At 59.7% G+C, this 25,133-nt stretch carries 23 protein-coding genes, 2 tRNA genes and 1 pseudogene; 2 read left to right on the top strand and 24 right to left on the bottom strand.

Annotated features, from left to right (window positions below):
• Positions 1–94: 94 nt before the first annotated feature.
• Positions 95–1,351 (top strand): Nramp family divalent metal transporter, encoded by a 1,257-nt coding sequence (locus AAA021_RS02370; protein ID WP_349087792.1) that lies wholly within the window; start codon positions 95–97, stop codon positions 1,349–1,351.
• A gap of 152 nt (positions 1,352–1,503) precedes the next feature.
• Here the strand turns inward: AAA021_RS02370 and AAA021_RS02365 are convergent, their stop codons facing one another.
• The 6 genes from AAA021_RS02365 to AAA021_RS02340 form a co-directional block, all read right to left on the bottom strand.
• Complete coding sequence (locus AAA021_RS02365) at positions 1,504–1,647, bottom strand: rubredoxin-like domain-containing protein (RefSeq protein WP_006235327.1); 144 nt, start codon at positions 1,645–1,647, stop codon at positions 1,504–1,506.
• Positions 1,648–1,735: 88 nt separating this feature from the next.
• The gene (locus AAA021_RS02360; RefSeq protein WP_117746556.1) at positions 1,736–2,239 is read right to left on the bottom strand and encodes a flavin reductase family protein; all 504 of its coding nucleotides are present in this window, start codon (positions 2,237–2,239) and stop codon (positions 1,736–1,738) included.
• Between the two features lie 206 nt (positions 2,240–2,445).
• Complete coding sequence (gene smpB, locus AAA021_RS02355) at positions 2,446–2,916, bottom strand: SsrA-binding protein SmpB (RefSeq protein WP_006235325.1); 471 nt, start codon at positions 2,914–2,916, stop codon at positions 2,446–2,448.
• Positions 2,906–3,823 (bottom strand): hypothetical protein, encoded by a 918-nt coding sequence (locus AAA021_RS02350; RefSeq protein ID WP_349087791.1) that lies wholly within the window; start codon positions 3,821–3,823, stop codon positions 2,906–2,908. The genes smpB and AAA021_RS02350 overlap by 11 nt, the downstream gene beginning before the upstream one ends.
• Positions 3,824–3,917: 94 nt before the next feature.
• Positions 3,918–3,994 (bottom strand) — tRNA-Glu (locus tag AAA021_RS02345).
• Positions 3,995–4,011: 17 nt separating this feature from the next.
• Positions 4,012–4,085 (bottom strand) — tRNA-Gln (locus AAA021_RS02340).
• Positions 4,086–4,361: 276 nt separating this feature from the next.
• Here AAA021_RS02340 and AAA021_RS02335 point away from each other — a divergent pair.
• Positions 4,362–4,772 carry a hypothetical protein gene (locus tag AAA021_RS02335; protein WP_006235322.1) on the top strand — a complete coding sequence of 137 codons (411 nt, stop codon included), beginning with the start codon at positions 4,362–4,364 and terminating at the stop codon, positions 4,770–4,772.
• A 196-nt stretch (positions 4,773–4,968) separates the two neighbouring features.
• Here AAA021_RS02335 and AAA021_RS02330 read toward each other — a convergent pair whose 3' ends face one another.
• The 18 genes and pseudogenes from AAA021_RS02330 to AAA021_RS02245 all read right to left on the bottom strand — a co-directional run.
• Entirely contained in the window at positions 4,969–5,328 is a 360-nt protein-coding gene (locus AAA021_RS02330; RefSeq protein ID WP_349087789.1) for an arsenate reductase family protein, read from the bottom strand.
• A 92-nt stretch (positions 5,329–5,420) separates the two neighbouring features.
• Positions 5,421–6,473 (bottom strand): MupG family TIM beta-alpha barrel fold protein, encoded by a 1,053-nt coding sequence (locus tag AAA021_RS02325; RefSeq protein WP_349087788.1) that lies wholly within the window; start codon positions 6,471–6,473, stop codon positions 5,421–5,423.
• 116 nt (positions 6,474–6,589) lie between these two features.
• Positions 6,590–8,020, bottom strand: a complete 1,431-nt coding sequence (locus tag AAA021_RS02320) for a PTS transporter subunit EIIC (protein ID WP_349087786.1) — start codon at positions 8,018–8,020, stop codon at positions 6,590–6,592.
• A gap of 57 nt (positions 8,021–8,077) precedes the next feature.
• Positions 8,078–9,001 (bottom strand): N-acetylmuramic acid 6-phosphate etherase, encoded by a 924-nt coding sequence (gene murQ / locus AAA021_RS02315; RefSeq protein WP_349087784.1) that lies wholly within the window; start codon positions 8,999–9,001, stop codon positions 8,078–8,080.
• 10 nt (positions 9,002–9,011) lie between these two features.
• Entirely contained in the window at positions 9,012–9,863 is an 852-nt protein-coding gene (locus AAA021_RS02310; protein WP_055310345.1) for a MurR/RpiR family transcriptional regulator, read from the bottom strand.
• Between the two features lie 204 nt (positions 9,864–10,067).
• Positions 10,068–10,649 (bottom strand): VanZ family protein, encoded by a 582-nt coding sequence (locus tag AAA021_RS02305; RefSeq protein WP_349087782.1) that lies wholly within the window; start codon positions 10,647–10,649, stop codon positions 10,068–10,070.
• Between the two features lie 121 nt (positions 10,650–10,770).
• Positions 10,771–11,376, bottom strand: a complete 606-nt coding sequence (locus AAA021_RS02300; protein WP_349087780.1) for a recombinase family protein — start codon at positions 11,374–11,376, stop codon at positions 10,771–10,773.
• Positions 11,377–11,553: 177 nt separating this feature from the next.
• The gene (locus AAA021_RS02295) at positions 11,554–13,689 is read right to left on the bottom strand and encodes an RNB domain-containing ribonuclease (RefSeq protein ID WP_349087779.1); all 2,136 of its coding nucleotides are present in this window, start codon (positions 13,687–13,689) and stop codon (positions 11,554–11,556) included.
• 135 nt (positions 13,690–13,824) lie between these two features.
• Entirely contained in the window at positions 13,825–14,745 is a 921-nt protein-coding gene (ftsX, locus tag AAA021_RS02290; RefSeq protein ID WP_117769462.1) for a permease-like cell division protein FtsX, read from the bottom strand.
• Positions 14,732–15,952: a cell division ATP-binding protein FtsE gene (gene ftsE / locus AAA021_RS02285; protein ID WP_349087777.1), complete on the bottom strand. Its 1,221-nt coding sequence runs from the start codon at positions 15,950–15,952 to the stop codon at positions 14,732–14,734. Before ftsE ends, ftsX begins: the two co-directional genes overlap by 14 nt.
• Before the next feature lie 525 nt (positions 15,953–16,477).
• Positions 16,478–17,419 (bottom strand): transketolase family protein, encoded by a 942-nt coding sequence (locus AAA021_RS02280; RefSeq protein ID WP_006235309.1) that lies wholly within the window; start codon positions 17,417–17,419, stop codon positions 16,478–16,480.
• Position 17,420: 1 nt separating this feature from the next.
• Positions 17,421–18,251, bottom strand: coding sequence for a transketolase (locus AAA021_RS02275; protein ID WP_006235308.1), 831 nt, complete (start codon positions 18,249–18,251; stop codon positions 17,421–17,423).
• A 207-nt stretch (positions 18,252–18,458) separates the two neighbouring features.
• Complete coding sequence (locus AAA021_RS02270) at positions 18,459–19,349, bottom strand: YitT family protein (protein WP_349087776.1); 891 nt, start codon at positions 19,347–19,349, stop codon at positions 18,459–18,461.
• Positions 19,350–19,514: 165 nt separating this feature from the next.
• A complete protein-coding gene (gene prfB / locus AAA021_RS02265; RefSeq protein WP_349087775.1) occupies positions 19,515–20,663 on the bottom strand; it encodes a peptide chain release factor 2 in 1,149 nt (382 codons plus the stop codon).
• A complete protein-coding gene (secA, locus tag AAA021_RS02260) occupies positions 20,663–23,470 on the bottom strand; it encodes a preprotein translocase subunit SecA (protein ID WP_349087774.1) in 2,808 nt (935 codons plus the stop codon). Before secA ends, prfB begins: the two co-directional genes overlap by 1 nt.
• A 307-nt stretch (positions 23,471–23,777) precedes the next feature.
• Positions 23,778–24,203 carry a 50S ribosomal protein L31 gene (gene rpmE / locus AAA021_RS02255; protein WP_006235303.1) on the bottom strand — a complete coding sequence of 142 codons (426 nt, stop codon included), beginning with the start codon at positions 24,201–24,203 and terminating at the stop codon, positions 23,778–23,780.
• Positions 24,204–24,719: 516 nt separating this feature from the next.
• Positions 24,720–24,920 carry a hypothetical protein gene (locus tag AAA021_RS02250; RefSeq protein WP_349087773.1) on the bottom strand — a complete coding sequence of 67 codons (201 nt, stop codon included), beginning with the start codon at positions 24,918–24,920 and terminating at the stop codon, positions 24,720–24,722.
• A 1-nt stretch (position 24,921) separates the two neighbouring features.
• A pseudogene (locus tag AAA021_RS02245) lies at positions 24,922–25,133 on the bottom strand (hypothetical protein); the annotation flags it as partial.

Genomic DNA, 25,133 nt, shown 5'->3' with positions numbered 1-25,133 from the left:
TTCAAATACAACAATTTTGTTAGTCTCGGTTAACCTTTAAGCCTAAAACGGGTACCCTTTACGGCGTCAAACAAACGGCACGCAGGAGTGCACCATGCTCAACCATCTCAAACAACACTTTGGTTCCCGGCGCACCGGTGGTCACGGAGGCCTAGACATTGCGCGGCATATCGGCCCCGGGTTGCTCGTCACCGTCGGCTTTATCGACCCGGGCAACTGGGCCTCCAATATGGCCGCGGGCTCGCAGTTTGGCTACGCGCTGCTGTGGATCGTCACGCTGTCCACGATCATGCTCATCGTGCTGCAGCACAACGCGGCGCACCTGGGCATCGCCACGGGCATGTGTCTTGCCGAGGCCACGACGCGCCACCTACCCCGCCTCGTCGGGCGTGCGATACTCGGCAGCGCGTATCTAGCCACGGTCGCCACCGCCATGGCCGAAGTCCTGGGCGGTGCGATCGCGCTTCAAATGCTCTTTGGCCTGCCCGTACGCGCCGGCTGTATCATCGTGGCGGCGGCATCGATTGCCATGCTCATGACAAGCTCCTACAAACGCGCCGAGCGATGGATCATCGCCTTCGTAGGCGTGGTAGGACTTTCGTTTTTAGCCGAGCTTGCACTAGTCAAGGTCGACTGGCCGCAAGCCGCCGCAAGCTGGATCACACCCTGTATGCCCACCGGCTCGGCCGCGATTATCGTAAGTGTCCTAGGCGCGGTCGTTATGCCCCACAACCTCTTCCTGCACTCCGAGGTCATCCAATCCATGCACTTTGAAGGCCAAGGCGAGCAGGTTATCGAAGAACGTCTGCGCTACGAGCTCTTCGACACGCTCTTTTCGATGGGCGTGGGCTGGGCAATCAACTCGGCCATGGTCATCCTGGCCGCAACGACCTTCTTTGCGCACGGCATGGTCGTAGACGACCTCGCCGTCGCAGCGGCCACGCTCTCCCCCATTCTGGGCCCGGCAAGCTCGACCATCTTTGCGGTGGCACTGCTGTTTGCGGGACTATCGAGTAGTGTGACGGCGGGCATGGCGGCGGGCACCATCACCGCGGGCATGTTCGACGAGGAATACGACATCCACGACCGACATTCCTCGATCGGGGTGGCGGCCTGCTTCGTCGGCGCAGTGGCGGCGTGCTTGGTCGTCCCGAATCCTTTTGAGGGTCTCATCTGGAGTCAGGCGCTGCTGTCGCTTCAGTTGCCGATTACGGTCTTTGTGCTCATACGACTCACCAGTTCGCCCCGCGTTATGGGCAAATACGCCAACTCGCGCCCGCTCAACGCGCTGCTCGTAGGGATCGGCGTCATCGTGACGATTCTCGACATCGTGCTGCTAACGGGAATGTAATTGAGATGGCGTGACTGTCCAGATATAACGTCTCAATCTGTAAAACGTGAGACCGTTTTAAACCGTCAGATAAATCAAAAGGGTGCCGGCCGAGAATTCGACCGGGACCCTTGGACAGAGCTATATGTTGTTGCAAGTCGTGTGTCTACGAGCTACTCCTCGACAAGCTCAAACTCATCGGGGCCGACGCCGCAGACCGGGCACACGTAGTCCTCGGGCAGCTCGGGCGTGTCGACCTCAACCTCGTAACCGCAAACGGTGCACACAAACTTATACGTCTTCTTCTCCTCAGCCATGATGTTCTCCTCTCGAACGTGACTGTTGGTGTACTTACTTATTAGTATATATTCTCAATAACATAATGCAAGTATTTTTAGAACATTTCTAGCCTTGATACGACGAGGCTTTGGGCGGCGTCTTGCCCTTTAGCACCTTGTGATAGTAGTCGTACGTCAGCGGCGTCTCGTCGCTCAGGCGCTCGGCATCCTCGACCTCGCCAATAAACAGCAGATGCGTGCCCACATCCACAGTGTCGATCAAACGGCAGCTAAACAGGGCCGCCGCATGCTCGGGCACATAGGGCATGCCCAGAGCCGTCTCGCGGGTCTCGTATTTGGCAAACTTGTCATAATCGCTGCTGGTGCGGAACCCAAAGTTACCGATGTAGAGCATGTCGGCCGTCTGATCGATCACGGTCAGCGCGAACGCTTTGGCCGATGCGATGACGCCCGAGGTGACATTGTCCTTGTTCACGGCAACCGAAATACGCGGCGGCATGGACGTCACCTGCACCGCAGTGTTGATGACGCAGCCGGCGCGCAGCCCGTCTGCCGCAGCGCTCACCACGTACAGACCGCTCGGCATGGTAAAGAACGCAGTTTTGTCCATAACGATCACTCCCCTAGCTCGGGTTGGAACCTCATGAATGTATGTACCCACAAAAAAGGCGGCACCCATAACGGACGCCGCCTTTGAGACATATGTGTCAGAACAGTAAGAAAGATGAGACGCCCGCAGTTGCGGTGAAATAGGGACTGAATAGCCCCTCAAACAGGCAAAACAGTCCGTATTCCACCGCAACTTATATAGAGCGCCTACCGGTTGCGTTCCTTGAGGGCGCGGTCGATCTCGCGTTGGACATCACGCTTGGCCATGTCCTCGCGCTTGTCGTAGAGCTTCTTGCCGCGACCCAGACCCAGCAGCAGCTTTACGCGGCCGTCGGTATTAAAGTAGAGCTCCAACGGAACCAGCGCATAACCACGGTTGCGAAGTTTGCCGTCAAGAAAGTCGATCTCCTTGCGGTGCAGTAGCAGACGACGCCGACGGTCGGGATCGCGATTCCACACGCCACCATGGCTATAAGGGTGGATATGCAGTCCGACGAGCCAGCACTCGCCGCCACGAATCAGCGCAAAAGTGTCAGTGATCTGACAGGCGCGCTCGCGAATCGACTTGACCTCGGTGCCGCTCAGCTCAATACCGCACTCAAACGTCTCATCGATAAAGTACTCGTGATGTGCCGAGCGATTCTTGGAAATGAGTTTGCGCTCGCGCTTACTGGGCATCGCCGGCCTCCTTGGCGCCATCGGTTCCCTTGTCGGCACCTGCGCGCTTTGCCTTGCGCTCGGCATTGAGCTCGGCGTCGCTCTCGCGCACCAGTTTGATAATCGCCGCGCAGGCCTCCTCGCCCACCAAGTCGCGAGCACGCACCGTCAGGCGCGTCGCCTCCTGCTTGTCGCCGTCACTTGCAGCATCGGTCGCGCACATAATCAGGCAGATGGCAATCTCGGCCGAAGGCGAGGTCGGCACGCCTTGCAGGGCCAGTTCACCCATCACGTGGTCGTCGCTCTCATCGGCGGCATCCGGATAGGTGGTATGGATCTTGTTGAGCAGGCGCGTCGTATGCGCATCGTTGGGCGCCAGGCGCAGCGCCAGACGCGCGCAGCCCACGGCAGCCGAAACGTTCTCGGTCTCGGGCTCCAAGAAGTACTGACCTAGATTGGCGTAAGCGCGGGCGGCGCACTTGCCATCGCTTGCACGCTCCAGCACCGAGAACGAGAGCGATGCCCATTCCTGCTTGTCCTCGAGTGCGCGGAACAGCTCGGCCAAATCCAAGCGATAGTTGCAGTTCATGGGGTCCCAACGCACAGCCTGCATCAGGGCATTACGAGCGCTCACATAATCCTGCTGGCGAATGTAGACAAACGCCATATCAGAGTACAGGCGGTCAAACGGCACCTCGACCTGCACGAGCTCGCGCGGATCCTTCTCCACGCGGCGATAGGCCAAGCGCTCAAACTTGCTATCGAAGCTAAAGTATTGGCGCTTCTCCTCCGTCTTGCACTCAGCGTCGATATACTCCTCGGCGAGCTCTACCAGACGCTCCAGCAGCGGCGTCGCCGTAGCCAGGTCGCCCTGCGCCAGATAGTTCTCGGCATACGTGATGTCTTGCAAGCTGATGGGCAGATCCATGGCTACTCCTCGATCTGAGCGAAACACGGCAGGCGCCGTACATACGGTCAATACACAAAACCCGGGTCTCTTACGAGGCCCGGGCGTTCAATTTTGGTAGCCCGTACCAGATTCGAACTGGTGATCTCCGCCTTGAGAGGGCGGCGTCCTAAACCGCTAGACGAACGGGCCATATGTAGCAAATGCAATGGCTGGGATGGAGGGAGTCGAACCCCCATTGACGGAACCAGAATCCGCTGTCCTGCCATTAGACGACATCCCAATGACTGCATCGCTGCGCTCGGCTGTGCCTTTGCGCAAGAAAAAAATATACGGGAAGTCTCGCCGTGACGCAAGCCCCAATTTTGACTTTTTTGAAATTCAGTCAAATTGGCCTAATTTAGTCCAACCCGTGAAGGACCTGTGAAGCCGACCGCTGTACACGAAGGGCAAAACGCCGCGAGCGGTAGCCGTCAACCGTTGGCAGATTCTACCGTGAAAACGATAGCACCAGGCAACACAATCGAAGTATCAATGATCGCGTAGATATCGAGGCACCATGGACGAAGAGCTTGATTACCTATGGGAGACCCTGGGCCTTGAGATCACGGCCGACCTTTGGCCCGAACGGGACAAAATCCATCCCACACTGCGCCCCGCCATTACTGTGGTGCAGGCAAAATACCGCCGTGCATCCTTTTTGATCATGCGGATGTCATGGCACGCGGGACTCCCCGACCTTAAGCGAATCCAGGCAAGCCTCGTCGAGTTGTCCGGTATGCCGACCGTCATATCCGAGGCGCACCTGGAGCAGCGCCAGCGCGAGCGACTGCAACAGCAGCGGATTCCCTTTATCTGCCCCGGCGTTCAGGCATATCTGCCCTTTATGGACGAGGAGTACTGGAGCGGCAAGCCCAACAAACACGTAAAGGTCTACGATCCGCACGAATGGGCACAGCTGGCGGACTGACTGGGGCAGGCCCGCCGGCGGAAAGTGCGTCCCAGATTTCAAGCTCAAACTGGTCCCTACTTTCCCGTCGAGCCCTCAACCGGAAACCGTGTCCCGCAATCGAAGCTCAGAATGGGACGTGCTTTCCGCAACCGGCCACTTTGGGAAAGTGCATCCCATTCTGGAAGCGAATTCCGGGTCGCACTTTCCGCAGCCGCTACAGCAACGCCTCGGACCAAGCCGATTCCCTAAAGCCTGGAATCACAAAGTCGTCGCCCACCAGCAGCGGACGCTTGACCAGCATGCCGTCGGTCGCCAGCAGCTCGTAGCACTCCCGATCCGTCATGCCCGCATCCAGACGCGCCTTCAGGCCCAGCTCTCGATATTTCATGCCCGACGAATTAAAGAAGCGCCGCACCGGCAGCCCCGAACGAGCAATCCAGGTCGCAAGTTCATCAGCCGTGGGATTGTCCAAAACGATATCGCGATCGATATACTCTACCCCATGTTCGTCCAGCCATGCCTTGGCCTTCTTACAGGTCGAGCACTTGGGATATTCAACAAACAGTACAGTCATGGGAATCCTCCGAATATAGATCGGCCAACGCAGGCACACGCCACACGAGGCGCCTTCGTATGATGGGCCAATTGTAGCCCACGGGTCACACGCTAACCGAACCGTACCCCGAATCCGCGTTTGATGAACGGCAGCAGCTCCATTGCCTCGGGCGTGATATGGCCCGCAACGTTCATGCGCTCGTCACCGGGAAGATCGACCCGCGCAATCTCAAGCTCGCCTTCGTAGCGCCCATATCCGCTATTGCTCACTGCGATCGACCCCGCCTTTCGCGGCAGGCCGGCTCCGGCATCCGTCGGCACGGAATCCGGCTTAAGCTTCGTACGTGACTCCTGAGACCTAAAGATGAGGACACTCGAGTCGGGCCGGTCGTGATGAATCTGCCCGCGCACATAGGCATAACCGGGCTCAAGCTCGCATTGCAGGTCCACGTATCCGGCGGAAACTTGAGCAAACTGCGCCCAGCCCGCATCGGAAAAATCGGGGTCGCCGACCAACACAATGTCGCAATCGGCGCCATGTGCAAGCTCAAGCATATTGAGAGCAACCTTTGACGCGCGACCGCGCTGCGCCTCGACCGTCGGCAGTCCCTCGAATACCGGCCCGCGAACGTTAGCATCACCCGGCACAAAAGCCATGATTTCGAATCCAAGCGCCGCAAGACGAAGATTCGTCCGAGCAACATCTTCAAGAGCTAAACCGGTATAAGGCTTGGGGTAAAAATTGTGGCAGGCGGCAAAACGAGTCACATCGGCGCCGGCTTCACGCCACGATGCGATTTCATCAGAACTCACCGTCGATGCATTGACCACAATGCGAAATACACCGGACAGCTCCGCGACCCGCTGGGCGCTAAAACCATAGTCCAAACGAAGGTATTCCAACCCCAAATCGCGCAGATCCTCGATGCGCTCAAGCCCGAGCAAATCGCACGTGCGAGGCCCCACATCGGCAATGAGCGCAATGCCGCGGGCGGAAAGCAGCGACAGAACATGACGGACTTTATCTGCATACGCCGCTCCCCCATCCTCGGGAATATGCAGCGAGGTGAACGCATAGCGCGCACCCGCCGCGGCACCGCGCTCAATCGTCCGCTCAATATCCTGCAGAGGGCTGGAAAGATAAATCGAAATACCCGTTTTCACGCTTCAACGCTCCTTTAAAAAGGCCGGCGGAGCAGCTAGCCCCGCCGGCACAACCATAACATCAAGAAATCTGCTGCGCGCCGCGAACCCCGAGCAACACGGCTCGCGATATCAAACTACTCGCCAAAGAACTCGTTGATCTTCTGCTCGTCGACGCCAAAGAACCACGTCAGGACAAAGCCGGCGGCATAGGCAAGCAGCATAGCGGCAACGTAGCCGAGTTGCTGGCCAGGAACGACGATCAGCAGGCCAAACAGACCGGAAACGCCCTGAGAAACCGTGCCGATGTGAAGCAGCGCCGCGAGCGCGCCGCCAAATCCGGCACCCAGGCAGGCCGTCACAAACGGACGAACGAGCGGCAGCGTAACAGCATACATCAGAGGCTCGCCCACACCCAGGATTCCAACGGGAATGGACTCTGCGACGTACTTCTTGAGCTTGGCGTTCTTGGTCTTAAAGTACAGCGCCAAACCGGCACCGACCTGGCCGCCGCCAGCCATCATAAGGATGGGAAGCAGGTAATTGATACCCTTGGTAGCGCCGTCGGGATCGTTGAGCATAGCGTGGATCGGCGTGAGCGCCTGATGCAGGCCGACGGAAACCAGCGGCAAGAAGCCTGCCGACAGGATATAGCCGCCCAGGACGCCCAGCTTCTCGAAGATAAAGGTCAAAACGCTAAAGATGGCAGTCGTCAGCCATGCACCAACCGGCTGGATGACGAGCATCAGAGCAAAGGCGCCGATGATGAGCACCAGCAGCGGGGACAAGAACGTGTCGAGTGCGTTGGGCATAACCTTGCGAATCTGACGCTCCATCCAGGCAAAAAATGCGCCAGCGATGAGAGCCGCGATCATGCCGCCCGCTGCGGGGTTGTACTGCGTATTGGTGAGCGGCAGCAGAATGGCAGTGGCAGGATCAGCCGCGCCAGGCGCAAGCAGGGGCATGGCACTGTTGGCGATGCACATCATGCCGGCGATGCCGCCCAGCGCAGCGGAGCCACCAAACTCACGTGCCGCGTTATAACCCACCAAGATGGGCAGATAGGCGAACAGGGCCCAGCCCATGGAACGAATGCCCTGGTACCACCACTCGCCTGCAAGCGCGCCTGCCGTCGAGACGTTAATGACGTTGCAGATACCGTTGATGAGGCCAGCCGCAATGATGCCGGGAAGCAGGGCGACGAAGACATTGGAAATCTTCTTGAGGAAGGCCTGAACCGGCTTGGACTCGTACTTGGCCTTCTGCGCGGCCTTGTTTGTGGCCGCAGCGTCAACCACGCTCTCGTCGGCAACGCCTTTCGCAAGGCCGGTGAGCTTGGAGAACTCCTCGAGCACCTTATTCACCTTGCCCGGACCCAGCACGATCTGCATCGTATCGTCCTCGACCAGGCCCATCACGCCGTCGAGTGCCTTAATACCCTCCGTGTCGACGTTGCCCGTGTCTTTGACGGTCACGCGCAGGCGCGTCATGCACGCCGCGTTTGCGAGCACGTTGTCTTTACCGCCCAAAAGGTCCAACAGCTTTTGGGCCAGCTCTTTGTTCGTCATAACTCCTCCTTGTATTGGGTATCTCGTCTGGATGTCATATCAGCTCACGCCGCGCACCTATTGGGCGTCGGCATTGCTCTTCTCATGGCCACTCACCGCAGTACGGACATGGCCGTGCGCCCGTTCAAGAGCTACCGCAGCCTGCTCGGCATCGCAGTCCAACAGCACCGAGACAATAGCGGTTTTTACGTGGCCGCCGGCATCCGCAAGCGCCTGAGCAGCGCGCTCGCGCGTGCAGTCGGTCGCTTCCATCACGATGTTCTGGCCGCGCACCACCAACTTCTCGTTCGTCTGCTGCACATCGACCATCAGGTTTTGGTACACCTTGCCAATCTTGACCATGGCACCGGTCGAAATCATGTTGAGAATGAGCTTTTGAACCGTTCCCGCCTTGAGTCTCGTTGAGCCGGTCAGCACCTCGGGACCGGGCACGGGCTCAATGGCAAGATCTGCGCTCTCCCCGATCTTCGACCCTTGGTTGCAGGCAATTGCAATGGTCTTGCACCCAGTTGCCTTGGCGTACACAAGGCCGCCCACCACATAAGGAGTACGACCGCTTGCCGCCAGGCCAACGACAAGATCCTTGTCCGAGAGTCCACGCTCTCGCAGGTCGTTCGCGCCAAGCTCATCGCTGTCTTCGGCACCTTCGACAGCCTTGATAAACGCCGTCTCGCCTCCGGCAATGAGCCCGACAATCAGATCGGGTGACACGCCAAACGTGGGCGGACACTCCGAAGCGTCGAGTACGCCCAGACGACCGCTGGTGCCTGCGCCCATGTAAAAGACGCGCCCGCCGCGCTCGAGTGTCTCAGCAGCCCAGTCGATTGCTGTGGCAACCTGGGGCAACACTTTCGTGACCGACTGGACGGCACGAAGATCCTCATCGTTCATCGTCGTGACGATTTGCAGCGATGTCATCGTATCGAGGTCCATTGACCTTTGATTACGCTGTTCGGTCGTGAATTTTGTTAAATCGAGCATTTCATTCACCTCATCTTTCCTGTTTCTCGATGTAGTTTTGCTTAATGACATGCGTCGCCCGTTCGTAGTCGCTGGCAACGTAAGCAGCGTACAGGGCATCGACAACCATAAGCTGGGCCATACGCGAAGCCATGGCACCGCTGCGGACCAAGGGTTCACTCGCAGCGACGCCGAGCACGGCATCGGCCATGGTGGCAAGCTTGGATGATCCATCTACTTTGGTAACGGCCACTACGGGACAGTTGTGGCGTTGAGCCTCGGCGGTGCAGTCCAGCACCTCTTGCGTCAAGCCCGAGTAACTAAAGGCGATTGCCATATCGCCCTCATGCATGTTCTTGGCACATAAGAGCTGATCATGCCAGTCGTCGTACAGATGGCACTCTTTGTCGACACGCATGAGCTTTTGCGCCAGGTCGTGCGCGACCAAACGAGAAGCACCAATACCGAACAGATTGACCGCGCGTGCCCGCTTAAGACGGGCCGCGCATCGCTCCAAGACGGTGTAATCGAGCGTTCGCGCCGTCGCCTCGATCGTGCGCACGTTGCTTTTCATCACCTTCCCCACGATACGTTCGACGCTGTCATCCATGGAGATGTCCTCGAGGGCAACGTCTTTCTTGTCACCTAAGAGCGCCAGCTCGGCAATCAGTTCGCGTTGGAACTCCTTGTAGCCCGCAAAACCCAAACGCTTGCAAAAGCGCAAAATGCTCGAGGGCGAGGAGAACGTGACATCGGCAAGACCGCGGACGGACAGCCCGACCACCTCGTGCGGATGAGCGCTTACATATGCGATGACATTGCGTTCCGCCGGGCTCGCGCTGAGCTCACGCTCGCGAAGCCGCAAAAGCAATCCGTTTGCCATCTCAAACACCTCCGTTGAGAAGAATTAAAGACCAACGAACGATTCGTACCGGATACAAACAGCTTTTGCGGTACATTGTGCCGCATCGTGGCGCACAAAGGGCGAGCGTTCTACCGCTCGCCCCTCAAATCCGACCGCTCGGAAATACGCGCGACACAAAATAATTCAACAAGGTCGCATTATCAGAAACGGGTTTGTTACCGGCTAGCGCCTCGCATGGGCGCCGATCGGCCGAGTCGCATGGCGCACCAACGCCGCCGTCAGCAATACCAACAGCATGGCGATGACATAGCCCGCAGCATCGAATCCTAAATCGATAACGTCGAAATGCCTGCCGGGAACAAAGATCTTATGTACCTGATCGCCAACGGAGCAGGCGGCGCAAAAGAGCATTACGGGCACGCAACGGGAGCATACGCTCCACGGACGCCTGGAAAAGCAAACCACGACCACCGAGGCGAACAATCCGACGAAGAAAAACTCTACGGTATGGGCAACGCGACGGACGTTCGTGCCCACCCACATGCGAATGGAAGCAAGTCGGCCAGACCGGACATTCGAGGCAGCTGAATCGGTGCCCCCGGTCATTCCGTTCTCCGCCTGAGCTTCACCCGTGGCATCGACAGCCTGAACGCCCGTAGCCTGACCCTCCACCACACGCGCGGTGGACTCGCTCAGCAACGACGTCTCCACCGCATTTTGCTCCGTCAGCACCCAGATGCCCGCCAGCGTTGCAGCGAACAGAACGATCGCGGTCCATCCGATTATTTGTTTTACGCGCGCCAAGGGTCAACCTCCTTTTTTGAATATCAGCGAGTGTAGCCCCACAGCGAGTGTAGCCCCAAATGGCATCGTCACCGTATCAAAATTTGAATCGCAACAGGAAGCGACAAAGCGACGCAAAACCCTACCCCGCCTCGCGCATCCAGCGATCGAACGTCCCCACGCACACGCCCAGGCACTTTGCTGCCTGGCTGCGGGTAATATCGCCCGCCTCATAGCTATCGCGCACCAGCTCAAACTGAGGAGGGCATGGCTTGCGAGGTCGACCGAAACGGACCCCTCGCGCCCGCGCCGCTGCAATTCCCTCCGCCTGGCGCCGATGGATATTCTCGCGCTCCACCTGCGCCACGTAGCTCAGCAGCTGCAGCACAATATCAGCAATCAGGGTGTTAGTCACATCCGGCGCGCCGCTGGCCCTGGCGCGCGTGTCAAGCAATGGCATATCCAACACCACAATGGCAACCCCGAGCACCTTGGTAATGCGTCGCCATTCCTCAAGAATCTCGGAGTAATTACGGCCAAGTCGGTCGATAGAAAGCACCACCAGCACGTCCCCGTCTCCCAGGACGTGCAGCAGCTCGCGATAACGCGGTCGATCGAAGTCCTTGCCGCTCGCATGGTCGGCATAAATATTCGCCGAGCCCACGCCATAGGTGCCCAGCGCATCCAGCTGCCGATTAAGATTCTGATCGCGCGAACTCACCCGCGCATAACCGTACACCGTCGCCATCTCATCCCCGCTTTCTTGTAAACCTGCCAAAAAGGGACAGGTTTATTTTGGTAGGTTTTACCTCTCAAATAGCAGGTAAGCGGGCGGCCGAGCAGACGGCAAGGTAGCCACGATTCAAATGCGAAGGGCGGTCCCGAAAGGCCGCCCTCCGCTCTCTCGCCACGAGTCGGGATTTAGCTAATGGATAAGCTTAAAGTCCAAGTGCCCACGCGTGGTATTGACGCGCGAGACCTCGATAATCACGCGCTGCCCCAGCTCGTAACGGGTGCCCGTGTCGGCACCTGTGAGCGTTAGCGCGTCCTCGTCGAACTCGAACCACTCGTTGCCCAGGCTCTTAATTGAAACCAGGCCCTCGACCTGTGTTAGGTCCAAGCGCACAAAGAGGCCCATGCTGCTAACCCACGAGACGGTTCCGGCATAGCGCTCACCCAGGCGGTCCTCATAGTACTGGGCAATCTTGATCTTTTGCGTCGCATGGCTGGCGGCATCTGCCGCGCGCTCGGCATCGCTACATGCGCGGCAGATCTGCGGCAGAATGCGCGGCAGCGACTCGCGCCCCTTGCCGATCAGCCGCGGCGTACGGACCAAGGCGTCCTTGCCGCCGAGCTGCTCATAGGCCAACTGCAGTTTGAGCACGCGGTGCACCACCAGATCGGGGTAGCGACGGATGGGACTCGTAAAGTGACAGTAGCACGGCGCGGCGAGCGCAAAGTGGCCCTCGTTGCGCGGCTTGTACAGCGCGCGCTGCATGCTGCGCAGAAGCAGCATGTTGACGAGCGGTGCGTTGGCCGTACCGGCGGCAGCATCGACTGCAGCCTGCAGCTCATCGGGGCTCCCCAGGGCAATACCGGCAGCACGGCGATCGTCGATGATGCCTAGCTGCGCCAGCGCAACGGCGGCACCGTGCAGGCTATCGGGGCTCGGATCCTCATGCACGCGATAGCAGGCCTCGATATCACGGTCTGCCAGCCACTCTGCAACGCACTCGTTGGCGAGCAGCATGGCTTCCTCGATAAGCGACGTGGCACACGAACGCTCACGCGCCACAATCTGCACGGGCACTCCGTCCTCATCCAATAGAGCGCGAATCTCGGCCGTGTCAAAATCGACTGAGCCGCGGGCGCGACGAATACGACGGCGAAGTTCGGCGAGTTCGTTGGCGGCGACAAGGAAATCGCCGAGGTCGACGTTGTAGCCGCGGGCGGCCTCCTCGCACGCAAGACCGCGCTCAAGCGCTTCCTCGCGCGAGGTCTCGGCAGCCGCAACATCCTCGGCCGCACCCTCCAGCACCGAATACTCCACCGCGCCGGCACGTACCAGCAGCGCCTCGGCGCCGTCATAGTCCATACGCACACGCGAGCGAATCACGCTGGGATACGGATCGTAATGCCGCACGCGACCCTGCGCATCGAGCTCGATATCGACGGTAAACGCAAGACGGTCCTCGTCAGGGCGAAGCGAGCACAGGTCACAGGACAGGCGTTTGGGCAGCATGGGAAGCACGCGATCGGCCAGATACACCGATGTCGTACGATGGCGAGCCTCAAGATCGATATGCCCGTCCCAAGCCACATAGTGTGAAACGTCGGCGATATGCACACCTAGCTTGTAGCCACCCTCGGGCGTGCGCTCCAGCGAAATGGCGTCGTCAAAGTCGCGCGCGTCGACTGGGTCGATCGTGATGACAAAGCGGTCGCGCAGATCGCGGCGGAGCGGGTCCTTAAGCGCCGCGGACACATCGAGCGAAAGCCCCTCGGCCTCGTCCAGCGCGGCCTCGGGATAGCTATCGGTATAGCCGTAACGCGCCATCACATATTGAACGCCCAAATCGAGCGCGTCATCTCCGCCAATGCGGCGTTCGATCGTCACGGTACCCGATTCCAGGCGCGTCGGGTAGGTCAAAATGCGCGCGACAACAGCATCACCCGGGTGGACACCCAGACGATCCGCCGAGGTATCCTCGGGCAGAATGAAGAAGTCGGCCTTCAGACGCGAATCGAGCGGCTCGATCACACCGAGCGGACCGGCGGTCTGGTACGTGCCCACCACGCTTATGGCTGCACGCTCAACCACGCTTTCGATCACGGCGCGCCGCTCACCGTGCGGGCTGTTCTTAATGCTCACGGCAACGGTATCGCCATCCATGATCTCGCGCTTACCGCGGCCCATGACCTTGTAGTCGCCGTTTTCGGTTACAACGTAGGCGCTATGCTCATGGAGCTGCACGCGCCCGGTCAGGCTCGGACGGCGTTCGCTGCGCACCGGCCCGCGCCGATTGCGAGCTCCACGCTTATGCTTGTTATTGCGCCCCATGGCGCCTCCTAACTATCGATTGCGAACTCCAAAGAGTCTACCCAAATGATTCGCTTTCCTGCCGTCCCCTAGGGATCAAAAAACGGGCCGCCCCATAAGAGACGACCCGTTGGAAGGGATGAATTCCAAGCATGCCTACACGCGCAGGTAGCGGCGCATGGCGATGGCAGAACCAAAGAGACCGATAATCACACCGACCAGAATCAGCGCAGCATAGGTCACCAGGTAGTACTGCATCGGCAGGGCAAACGACATCCAGCCGATGCTCTCCTGCAGACGCGGGATCATCAGATTGCGCAGCAGCTCCAGAACGCCGATGGAAAGCAGCGAGCCCAAAATGGCCTGCAGCACGCCCTCGGTGATAAACGGGCCACGAATGAAGCCGTTGCTGGCGCCGACCAGACGCATAATCGCAATCTCACGACGACGCGCCGTGATGGACAGGCGAATCGTGTTGTTGATGAAGATGAATGCGATAAAGGTCAGAAGACCAACGAGCACCACGGCGGCGATGCGGATGTAGTTGGTCACCTGGAACAGGCGGCTCACTTCCTCCTGGCCGTACAGCACGCTCGCGTTGACGTCGCCGTCATCCGCGATCTTCTGGAAATCGGCATCCTTCTTGAGCTTCTTTGCCGTGCTCTCGACCTTGGACGGATCGTCCATCTCAATAGCGAAGGAAGCCGGCAGCGGGTTCTGGCCATCGAGCGCGCTCATGGTGGCATCGGCGTTGCCCGACATCTTGCTCGTATACTCGGCCAGCGCGTCGTCCTTGTCCTTATAGGTCACGGACTTGACGTTATTCCACGTCTTAAGCTCGGCCTCAAAAGCCTGAACATCGGCCTGATCGGCATCATCACTAATGAACGCGTTGATGACAACCTGATCCTCGACGGTGCCGATCACGGAGTTCAGCATCGCGGAGCCCATGATGAACAGGCCGATGATAAACAGCGAAAGAAAGATCGTGATGACGGCGCCGAGCGAGGTAGTCCAGTTACGGAAGAAGTGGCTGATTGCCTCTTTGAAGGAGTAGCCCACGTTAGTTGGTGCCATAGTTGCCGTAACCTCCCCTCTCCTGGTCGCGGATAACGTGGCCGCCCTCGAGGGCGATCACGCGACGGTGCATGCTATCGACCATCTCGCGGTCGTGCGTGGCGACGATCACGGTGGTGCCAGTGCGGTTAATACGCTCGAGCAGCTTCATGATGCCCAGCGAGATCGCCGGGTCGAGGTTACCCGTGGGCTCGTCGCAGATCAGCAGCGGCGGACGGTTGACCATAGCGCGGGCGACGGCAACGCGCTGCTGCTCGCCACCGGAAAGCTGGTCGGGCAGCGAGTCCATCTGATCGGCCAGGCCGACCAGACGCAGCACCTCGGGCACCTGGCTGCGAATGACGCCCTTGGGCTTGCCGATGCACTGCAGGGCAAACGCCACGTTTTCGTAGGCGGTCTTTTGCGGCAGAAGCTTAAAGTCCTGGAACACGGCGCCAATCTGGCGGCGCAGGAACGGAACCTTGCGGTTCTTGATCTTCATGAGGTCCTGACCGGCAACCAGGATGCGGCCGCTCGTCGGCTTGACGTCGCGGTTGAGCGTCGACAGCAGCGTGGTCTTACCCGAACCGGAGTGACCGACCAGGAAGACGAACTCGCCCGGATAGATCTCGATGTTGATGTCGTCGAGTGCAGGCTTATTGGGCTGTGCCGGATAGATCTTGGTGACATGCTCCATAAGGATAACGGGCTCGACACCGGCCTGCTTGGCCATCTTCTTGCGGCTGGCCTGCGGATCGATGGGCGCAAACACCGACGTAAAATCGGGGTTGTTGAGCGCGTTGTCGAGGCTTGCGACCTCGGCTGCCTGATCGCTCTCGACCACCGGGGCAGCAGGCTGCGTGGGGTCGGGAATAGCGGCAAAGAGACCGGACTGCGCAGGCTGAGGAGCCGGCGTCGCAGGGGCCAAGGGGTCGGGAATGCCGGCCATGGTAGGCTGCGGCGTGGCGGCACCAGCCTGAGGCTGCTCCACGCGAGCGGTCACGACCTGAACGGGCTCAAAACCCGCCGTGCCGGAAAGCGCGACATCGCTGGTTGGATTGTAGGCAAAGGGATCGGATGCCGGCTGTGCCTGATCTGCCGGCTGAGCGGGGGCCTGAGCAACAGGCTGGCCCTCTGAATCCGGAGTGGCGAAACGACTGCCCTGGACGCCTGCCTGCGTCTTGGGGGCATCATCGCCCGCACCGGAGGTACGGAAGTGGTTACCCACTGGTGCTCCTTATCGTCGTGCGTTTAAACTACATGAGCGCTTTGTATTTTAGCAGTATTAGCTTTGCTGCACATAAGAAGCATGGCGTGCTTAGGGATCCCGTCGGCCGGGCACAGGGTTACTCTCCAAATCGTCCTCGGACATGTCGGAGCCCCCGCTGCGCGCTTCGCGCTGCGGGGGCTCCTCCGTCCTGCGGAAAAATTTGGAGAGTAACCCTGTGCCCGGCCTGCGATAAGTAAGGGGTCGCCGCGTTTATCTTGGGGTGCTGCATATACAACGCTGGAAGGGTCTGAATTGCGCTTTGTCGATATATGCCCTTTTCCCTGATGGGACCGTGCTTGAGGGGCGTCTTCATGAGTTGCGGTGAAATAGGGACTGTTGAGCCTTTAAGCTGGCAAAACAGTCCTTATTTCACCGCAACTGAAACAGGGGCGCTCTCCAAGAGAGCGCCCCTGCCGGGTTTCCATAGTACTGGCGAAACAGTTTTATAGTTCTGACGAAGCAGTCCATGAGATCCGCCTTGCCTTATGCCAAGAACTCCTTGGTGGTCGCCACGATGTTGGCGGCGTCCAGGCCGTACTTGTGCAGGAGCTCGGCACCCGGGCCGGACTCGCCGAAGGTGTCGTTGACGCCAATCTTCTTAAGCGGCGTCGGGCACTGCTCGCACAGGACATCGGCAACGGCGCTGCCCAGGCCACCGATCACAGAGTGCTCCTCGACGGTCACGACGTGACCGGTCTTGGTGGCGCTCTTGACGATCAGGTCGGCATCGATGGGCTTGATGGTGTGCATGTTGATGACCTCGGCGTCGATGCCCTCGGCAGCGAGCTGCTCGGCGGCCTCGAGAGCCTCGCCGACCATCAGGCCGCAGGCAATGATGGTCACATCGGCGCCCTCGCGCATGACAATGCCCTTACCCAACTCGAACTTGTAGGTCTCGGGGTCGTTGATAACCGGCGAGGCCAAACGAGCGAAGCGCATGTACACCGGACCGTCGCACTCGTAGGCGGCGCGCGTCACGGCGCGGGCCTCGACGTCGTCGGCAGGAACGATCACAGTCATGCCAGGGATGACGCGCATCAGGGCGATATCCTCGCAGCACTGGTGTGTGGCGCCGTCCTCGCCCACCGAGATACCGGCGTGCGTGGCGCCAATCTTAACGTTGAGATGCGGGTAGCCGATGGAGTTACGGACCTGCTCAAAGGCGCGGCCGGCGGCAAACATGGCAAAGGTGCTCGCGAAGGCAACGCGGCCGGTGGTCGCGATACCGGCGGCGACGCCCATCAGGTTGCTCTCGGCAATGCCCACATCGAAGAAACGATCGGGGCAGGCGGCCTTGAACTTGCCGGTCTGCGTGGCGGCGGCCAGGTCGGCGTCGAGGACCACAAAGTCATCGTGCTCGTTGGCGAGCTCGACGAGGGCCTCGCCGTAGCTTACGCGCGTGGCGATTTTTTTGACGTCTGCCATCCTAGAGCTCCTCTCCGGCGGCCGTGAGCTCTGCCATGGCCTGCTCAAACTGTTCATCGTTGGGGGCCTTGCCGTGCCAACCAACCTGGTTCTCCATAAAGGAAACGCCCTTGCCCTTCATGGTCTCGGCGATGATGGCGGTCGGCTGACCCTTGGTGGCGCGGGCCTCGGCAAAGGCGGCGCGGATCTGATCGAAATCGTTGCCGTCGGCAAGCTCCACCACGTGGAACTTAAAGGCGCGGAACTTGTCGGCGAGCGGCATGGGGTCGTTGACCTCCTCGACGGGGCCGTCGATCTGCAGGCCGTTGTGGTCGACGATCACGCAGAGGTTATCGAGCTGCTGGTTGCCGGCAAACATGGCTGCCTCCCAGACCTGGCCCTCCTCGCTCTCGCCATCACCCAGCAGGGCGTACGTGCGGTAAGTATCGCCCCAGTGCTTGGCGGCAACCGCCATGCCCACGGCGGCGGAGATGCCCTGGCCGAGCGAGCCGGTGGACATATCGACGCCCGGGGTGTCGTTCATGTTGGGATGACCTTGCAGGTGGCTGCCGATATGACGCAGCGTCTCGAGGTCCTCCTTGGGGAAGAACCCGCGCTCGGCGAGCACGGCGTACAGACCCGGAGCACAGTGGCCCTTGGAGAGCACAAAGCGATCGCGGTCGGCCTTGCGGGGATCGGCCGGGTCGACGTTCATTTCCTCAAAGTACAGATAGGTCATGATGTCGGCAGCGCCGAGCGAACCGCCCGGATGGCCGGACTTGGCAGCGTGCACTCCGGTGACGATGCCCTTCCTTACCTCGTTGGCAACCTTTTTGAGCTCTTCGTCGCTCATTGTGCCTTCCTTTCATCCTCATTAGACAAAATGCGCACGGCACCGAAGGTAATCCCAACACAGCCGCAATGCACGTACGTCATTCATTATGCTGGAAACTGATGGCTTTACCAGAGTTTTTATCATTATTTGAACAATTTAGCAGGCAGAACCGCTGATGAAACGGTTTATCAATGTGAACGTCTTTTGGATGGAACGCAGTCGGCCCTACGCGTTAATGTCCTTGAAGCCCTCACCGAAAGTTTCCGTAACGTCGGCCACGGTCACGATGGCGCGCGGGTCGCGCTCGCGCACGATCGTCTTGAGGGTATTGAGCTCTCGACGGCTCACGATGACCATAACCACTGGCTTCTCGGCACCCGAATACATGCCAGTCGCCTTAAACTTGGTACAACCACGACCCAGGCCATACATGATATCGGCAGCGATATCAGGGAACTTGTCCGAGATGATGAGTACCATACGGCGTTTGTTGCCACCATCGACCACGGCATCGATCACGTAGCCGCTAATGACCATCGAAAGGCCTGCATACAGTGCGTTTTCGATTGAAAAGACCGGAGCCGATAGCGCGCATACGGCAACATCGATCGCCATGACGGTCGAGCCCACCGGCAGCGAGGTGTTACGCGAGATGATTTGGCCAATCGTGTCCGAGCCGCCGGTGTTGGCGCCGGCGCGCAACACCATGCCGTAACCGATGCCCGTAATAATGCCGCCCCACATGGCAGGGAGCATCAGGTCCGCATCCGCCAGAGGTGCTACAAACGGGGCGAACAGATCGGTAAAGAAGCCCAGCAGCACAAAGCCCGTCGCGGTCTGCACCACGTAGAACATGCCGCCCTCGCGCATAACGACCAACAACAGCAAGGCGTTCATCACGATCGTCTGAATACCAACGGGAAGCGATAGGCCGCGCGCCGCGCCGACCGCCTGGATAATGGCGGCAAGGCCCGTAACGCCACCGGCGGCAAGACCGTTGGGAATCAAAAACAAGTCGGTCGCGATGGCGGCCAAGGCACACCCCAACATGATCTGGGGCAGGTCGTGAAAGAAGTTCATCGAAAGAATGCGCTTGATGTCCAGACGATATGCCATGCTGCCTCCCTCAAAAAAGCGCACCCAAACGGATGCGCTTTGAACTTCTTCTTGTATTCGATTCTACCGATTCGCCGGACAAAAACCACCCCTGCGCAGGGTTTATTCTGGATACAAACCCGTCCAACCGTTGGGCTTAACATCGGCTTGAAACTGCCCGATGTTTTAGACCTCCGAGCCTTCTGCATCGGCGTTGCCGGTGGCCCAGCGATGGTAGCCAACAACAAACGGGTCCAGGTCGCCATCGTCAAGAACGGCCTCGACATTGCTGGTCTCCACGCCCGTGCGTAGGTCCTTGACCATCTGGTACGGGTAGAGCACGTAGCTGCGAATCTGGTTGCCAAAACCAATCGTGGTCTTGGGTCCGCGGATCTCATCCAGGGCCTCGGCGCGCTTCTCGAGCTCAATCTCGTACAGGCGAGCCTTGAGGATCTGCATGCACGCGGCCTTGTTCTGAATCTGGCTGCGCTCGTTTTGGCAGGTAACCACAATGCCGCTGGGGAAATGCGTCACGCGCACGGCGGAGTCGGTGGTGTTGACGCCCTGACCGCCCGGGCCGCTCGCGTGGTACACGTCCACGCGGATGTCATCGGGACTGATCTCAATGTCGATATCATCGGGTAGCACGGGGATGACCTCGACGCCGGCAAACGTGGTCTGGCGGCGCTTCTTGTCGTCGGTGGGGCTAATGCGAACCAAGCGGTGGACGCCGGCCTCGGCGCGCAGCATGCCAAATGCGTCCTTGCCCTCGACGGTAAAGGTCGCGCGGTCGATGCCGATGACCTCGGCCGCGGGACAGTCGTTGATGGTGACCTTCCAGCCGCGACGCTGGCAGTACTTCATGTACATCTTAAAGAGCATGAAGGTCCAGTCCTGCGCCTCCAGACCACCCTGTCCGGGCTTGATGGTCACAATGGCATCGCCGTGATCGAACTCACCGGTAAACCAGCTCGAAAGCTCAAGCTCATCGATGGCACGGGCCAGGCGCTCAGCCGTGGCTGCAGCCTCCTCGCGAAGGGCGGCGGCGTCGGGGTCATCCCCCATCTCCTCGGCAAGCTCCAGCGCGGCGCGGGCATCGGAAAGCTCGCCGCGCGCGGTGTCCACGGCAGCGATATCTTCCTTGGTGCGCGCAATCTCCTCCATGGTGGCACGGGCGGCGTCGGCGTCATCCCAAAAGCCAGGGGCAACACTTTTGGCCTCGAGCTCGGACACGCGGGTACGCTTCTCGTCCAGGTGGAGATATGACTCGACCTCACCGAGCCGGTCCGCAAACGCGTCCAGCTCGGCGGGCGTTACCTCTAAAGCCTCAGCCATTAACGATTCCTGCCGTGGCAGTACTTAAACTTCTTGCCGCTACCGCAGGGGCACGGGTCGTTGCGGCCCACGTTGACGTACGGATCGTCGCTCTCGGACTTGCGATAGGTGGTCACCTTGCCGCCGTTGTTGACAGCAGCCGGGCCTCCCTGGACGGCCGTACGAGCCTGCACCTGTGCCTGCTTGCGCAGCACCGAGTTGCCGTTGTCGCCATCGACCTCGGCAGGACCGGAGAAGCGCGCACCCTCGAGCGAGGGCTCCTCCTTGTGCTCCACGGCACGCGGGGCAGCCTTGATCTCGATGCGCAGAACCGTACGCAGATAATCCTCGTACATGGTATCGACGAGTATCTGGAATGCGCCGTAGGCCTCGGTCTTGTACTCAACCAGCGGGTCGCGCTGGCCAAAGCCGCGCAGGCCGATGCCGGTCTTGAGGTAGTCCATCTCCTGCAGGTAGTTCATCCAGCGGGTATCGATGACGCGCAGCATGACCTGGGTGTTGAGCTCGCGCATCAGGTCCTCGCCCAAGCGCTCGGCCTTCATGTTGTAGCACTTCTCTACGTAAGCCAGGACATCGGCAGCCAGGGCCTCATAATCCTCGTCGGGGAACTTCGGCGTATCGATGTGGCCGGTGAGCTCCACAACCCACTTGCGCAGGCCCTCCAGGTCGCGCTCGCCATCGTGACTGTCCTTAGTGCAGAACTCCTGCACGCAGCGGTACACGGTATCGTGCATGACCTCGGTGATGTGGTCGGTCAGATCCTTGCCGTCCAGAATCTTATTGCGCTCGGCGTAGATGACCTGACGCTGCTTGTTCATGACGTCGTCGTACTCAAGGACGCTCTTACGCATGGAGAAGTTGATGCTCTCGACCTTGTGCTGGGCGCTCTCGACGGCCTTGGAGATGATCTTGTGCTGGATGGGCATGTCGTCGCCCATGTCGGCCGTGACCATCATCTTGGAGACGCGGTCCATCTTGTCGCCGCCGAACAGGCGCATGAGGTCGTCCTCGAGCGACAGGTAGAACTGGGTCTCGCCCGGATCGCCCTGACGGCCGGAGCGGCCGCGCAGCTGGTTGTCGATACGACGGGACTCGTGGCGCTCGGTGCCGATAACGGTCAGGCCGCCGGCGGCAAGCACGCGCTTGCGCTCGGCCTTGCAGGTCTCCTTGGCCTCGGCGTTAAACTGCTCGAGCTGCTCGGGCGTCACGTCCTCCATGGTCAGGCCCTCGTACTCCAGGCGCTCGCGCACCAGCTCGTCGGGATTGCCGCCCAGCAGGATGTCGGTACCACGACCGGCCATGTTGGTGGCAATGGTCACGGCGCCGTAGCGTCCTGCCTGGGCCACGATGTGGGCCTCGCGCTCGTGATGCTTGGCGTTGAGGACCTCGTGTGCGATGCCGCGCTTGGTAAGGGCGGCGGACAGCTTCTCGGAGCTCTCGATGGAGACGGTGCCCACCAGGACCGGCTGGCCCTTGGCGTGGCGACGCTCCACATCGTCGGCGACGGCGTTGTACTTGGCCTGAATGGTGCGGTACACCAGGTCCTCGTGGTCCACGCGCTGCACGGGCTTGTTGGAGGGGATGACCTCGACGGGCAGCTTGTAGATCTCGCGGAACTCGGCATCCTCGGTAAGTGCCGTGCCGGTCATGCCGGAGAGCTTGTCATACAGACGGAAGTAGTTCTGCAGAGTAATGGTGGCCAGGGTCTGGTTCTCCTCGCGTACGAGCACGCCCTCTTTAGCCTCGATGGCCTGGTGCAGGCCCTCAGAATAGCGGCGGCCCTCCATGATGCGGCCGGTGAACTCGTCGACGATCTTGACCTCGCCGTTGGTGACCACGTACTGCTTATCACGGTGGAACATGTACTGGGCCTTCAGCGCCTGCTGCAGGTGGTTGACCAGCTGGCCGGAGAGATCGGCATAGATGTCATCGATACCCAGGCGGCGCTCGATCTTCTTGAGCCCGCGCTCGGTGGCGGCAATGGTGTGCTTGGCCTCGTCCATGACGTAGTCGCCCGTGGGTTCAACGTCCTCGGTGGCGGTGAGCATGTCGTGCGACACGTCCTCGCCGCGCTCAAGGCCACGCACGGCACGCGCGAAGTCCTTGTAGGTACTGGCGGACTTGGTGCCAGCGCCCGAGATGATCAGCGGGGTGCGGGCCTCATCGATCAGGATGGAGTCAACCTCGTCGACGATGGCGTAGTTGTGGCCGCGCTGCACGCGCTGCTCGGGACGGGTAACCATGTTGTCGCGCAGGTAATCAAAGCCGAACTCGGAATTGGTGCCGTAGGTGACGTCGGCCTGGTAGGCCGGGCGCTTGAGCTCGAGCGGCATGTTGTTCTGGAGCAGACCGACGGTCATACCCAGGTACTTATAGATGCGGCCCATCCACTCGGAGTCACGCTTGGCAAGGTAATCATTGACAGTAACGACGTGCACGCCCTTGCCGGCAATAGCGTTGAGATAGCCGGCCAACGTGGAGACGAGGGTCTTACCTTCGCCGGTCTTCATCTCGGCGATGTGGCCCTCGTGCAGTGCCATGGCGCCAATGAGCTGCACGTCAAAGTGGCGCATACCCATGGTGCGCTTGGAAGCCTCACGCACGGTGGCAAAGGCCTCGGGGAGCATGTCGTCGAGCGACTCGCCGTTGGCGTAACGCTCGCGGAACTTATCGGTCTGGCCGCGGAGCTCCTCCTCGGTCATCTTCTCAAACTGGGGCTCAAGACCGTTGATCTGGTCGACGATCTTGTAGTAGCGCTTAAGGTCCTTATCGGATCCAAAGGACAGCAGCTTTGACATGAATCCCATGTGGTTTTCCTTTTTGGCCATCGCCCACGTCGTGCAGTTGCGGGCGAGTTAAACACAGATGATTGTACTTTAGCCAAACAAGGCGCGGCCTATACGGTCGACCTCGACCGCCACGTAATAACTACGACCAACCTGCCACAATGGGACAGGTTAATTTTGGCAGGTTTTATCTGGGCAAACGCCGCCTCTCTGCCATTTGGTGCAATGGGGGCAGGTTGGTTTGCACCAATAAAAAGAAAAGGACCGCGCACCCAAACGGATGCACGGCCCTTATGCCATGAATGCGAGTGATTCCGCGGCGAGCTATTTACTCAGCAGCCTCGGTGGTCTCGGCCTCGGCAGCGGCCTCCTCGACGGGAGCCTCTGCGGGAGCCTCGGCGGCCTGCTTGGCAGCCTCCTCGGCAAACTTAGCAGCACGCTTAGCCTTCTCGGCAGCCTTAGCCTCAGCGGCGGCCTTGCGAGCGGCCTCGGCCTCAGCAGCCTTGGCAGCCTTGGCAGCCTTGGCCTCCTCGGCCTTCTTGAGCTGGGCGGCAGCGGCGCCACCGAACTTGTCGGCGAAGCGCTGGACGCGTCCACCGGTGTCGACGAACTTCTGCTGGCCGGTGTAGAACGGGTGGCACTCGTTGCAAAGCTCGACCTTCATCTCAGACACGGTAGCGTGCGTCTTGAAGGTGTTGCCGCAGGAGCACGTCACCGTGCACTCGACATACTGGGGATGGATACCCTGCTTCATGGTAGGACTCCTTATTGGTCAGGCGCTGGTTACCGATCAGCGCATAAGGCGTCTTGGTTTCCGACCAAGACAACAAACTTGGCTATGGTACCACGGCGCCGCGCGTCCCACAAAAGGTTCACGGTCTTTTCGGAACGACACGAATCTGACCCATCGAAACACATCTCCACCGTTCCTTCAACTGGGAAAATGCCGTCCCCGGGCCCTGAGAAGGGCCCCGGGGACGTTCGACTGACTGCGGGAACGGCCTTTCCGCTCAATGTGTTCGGCTGGGATCGGAAATCAACCAAACTGAACTAGGTTCAGTTGACATGGTTAAAAACGAGGGGCGACGCTTTTGCGTCACCCCTCGTCCCGGCCGGTTGCTTTAGTTGTACACACGGTAGTTACACTTGAACTGGGTTATGTGTCCATAGTTGGAGCGGTACCAACCCGACGTATAGCTGATTGCCTCTGCGCCTAGATAGTCGTAGCCCTTGTTGTAGCGAAGCTGACGGTAGGTCGTGTCGTACTCTGCTACGTAAAACGTGTCTCCAGAGAAGAGAAGGCTTTGTACCGGTCCTTAACCGTCGAAGCCATGTACGCGGGTTCGACATCGCCTTTCTCCCCGTTGAGCGCATAGACGGGTGCCGCGATTCCGCATAAAGCCGTTGCCACGAGGATGGCGTAGACAGCCATGCGCGACGCATTGGACTTCAGCTGTTCAAATAGTTTCATGTCATTCACCTCCTTCGTATGTATCGAGGTATTCCTGCTTGAGCGTCTGCGAGGACGACTTGATCTTTTCCACGAGCGTGCCGGCTTCGATGAAGTAGAACGAGTCGGTGAGGTCTGCCAGGTCGTCGAGCAGATGGCTTGAGATGAGCACGCTGCGTCCCCGCTCCACCTCGCTGCGCATCGCGTCGCAGGAGGTTTTCCGTTTTCCCGGAT

This window comes from Collinsella sp. CLA-JM-H32 (assembly GCF_040098165.1).
Taxonomy (GTDB): domain Bacteria; phylum Actinomycetota; class Coriobacteriia; order Coriobacteriales; family Coriobacteriaceae; genus Collinsella.
Note: the sequence above shows the minus strand (reverse complement) of the source record. Positions and strands in the feature narration are given on the sequence as shown.

Excerpts from the sequence above, each read along its gene's own strand:
- AAA021_RS02320 (WP_349087786.1), bottom strand. The coding sequence starts at position 8,020 with ATGACGAACAAAGAGCTGGCCCAAAAGCTGTTGGACCTTTTGGGCGGT.
- ftsX (WP_117769462.1), bottom strand. The coding sequence starts at position 14,745 with ATGGCACCAACTAACGTGGGCTACTCCTTCAAAGAGGCAATCAGCCAC.
- smpB (WP_006235325.1), bottom strand. The coding sequence starts at position 2,916 with ATGCCCAGTAAGCGCGAGCGCAAACTCATTTCCAAGAATCGCTCGGCA.
- AAA021_RS02365 (WP_006235327.1), bottom strand. The coding sequence starts at position 1,647 with ATGGCTGAGGAGAAGAAGACGTATAAGTTTGTGTGCACCGTTTGCGGT.
- AAA021_RS02335 (WP_006235322.1), top strand. The coding sequence starts at position 4,362 with ATGGACGAAGAGCTTGATTACCTATGGGAGACCCTGGGCCTTGAGATC.
- AAA021_RS02360 (WP_117746556.1), bottom strand. The coding sequence starts at position 2,239 with ATGGACAAAACTGCGTTCTTTACCATGCCGAGCGGTCTGTACGTGGTG.
- AAA021_RS02310 (WP_055310345.1), bottom strand. The coding sequence starts at position 9,863 with ATGGCAAACGGATTGCTTTTGCGGCTTCGCGAGCGTGAGCTCAGCGCG.
- prfB (WP_349087775.1), bottom strand. The coding sequence starts at position 20,663 with ATGGCTGAGGCTTTAGAGGTAACGCCCGCCGAGCTGGACGCGTTTGCG.
- AAA021_RS02270 (WP_349087776.1), bottom strand. The coding sequence starts at position 19,349 with ATGGCATATCGTCTGGACATCAAGCGCATTCTTTCGATGAACTTCTTT.
- AAA021_RS02370 (WP_349087792.1), top strand. The coding sequence starts at position 95 with ATGCTCAACCATCTCAAACAACACTTTGGTTCCCGGCGCACCGGTGGT.
- AAA021_RS02280 (WP_006235309.1), bottom strand. The coding sequence starts at position 17,419 with ATGGCAGACGTCAAAAAAATCGCCACGCGCGTAAGCTACGGCGAGGCC.
- rpmE (WP_006235303.1), bottom strand. The coding sequence starts at position 24,203 with ATGAAGCAGGGTATCCATCCCCAGTATGTCGAGTGCACGGTGACGTGC.
- AAA021_RS02300 (WP_349087780.1), bottom strand. The coding sequence starts at position 11,376 with ATGGCGACGGTGTACGGTTATGCGCGGGTGAGTTCGCGCGATCAGAAT.
- secA (WP_349087774.1), bottom strand. The coding sequence starts at position 23,470 with ATGGGATTCATGTCAAAGCTGCTGTCCTTTGGATCCGATAAGGACCTT.
- AAA021_RS02295 (WP_349087779.1), bottom strand. The coding sequence starts at position 13,689 with ATGGGGCGCAATAACAAGCATAAGCGTGGAGCTCGCAATCGGCGCGGG.
- AAA021_RS02350 (WP_349087791.1), bottom strand. The coding sequence starts at position 3,823 with ATGGATCTGCCCATCAGCTTGCAAGACATCACGTATGCCGAGAACTAT.
- AAA021_RS02275 (WP_006235308.1), bottom strand. The coding sequence starts at position 18,251 with ATGAGCGACGAAGAGCTCAAAAAGGTTGCCAACGAGGTAAGGAAGGGC.
- AAA021_RS02250 (WP_349087773.1), bottom strand. The coding sequence starts at position 24,920 with ATGAAACTATTTGAACAGCTGAAGTCCAATGCGTCGCGCATGGCTGTC.
- murQ (WP_349087784.1), bottom strand. The coding sequence starts at position 9,001 with ATGCTCGATTTAACAAAATTCACGACCGAACAGCGTAATCAAAGGTCA.
- AAA021_RS02330 (WP_349087789.1), bottom strand. The coding sequence starts at position 5,328 with ATGACTGTACTGTTTGTTGAATATCCCAAGTGCTCGACCTGTAAGAAG.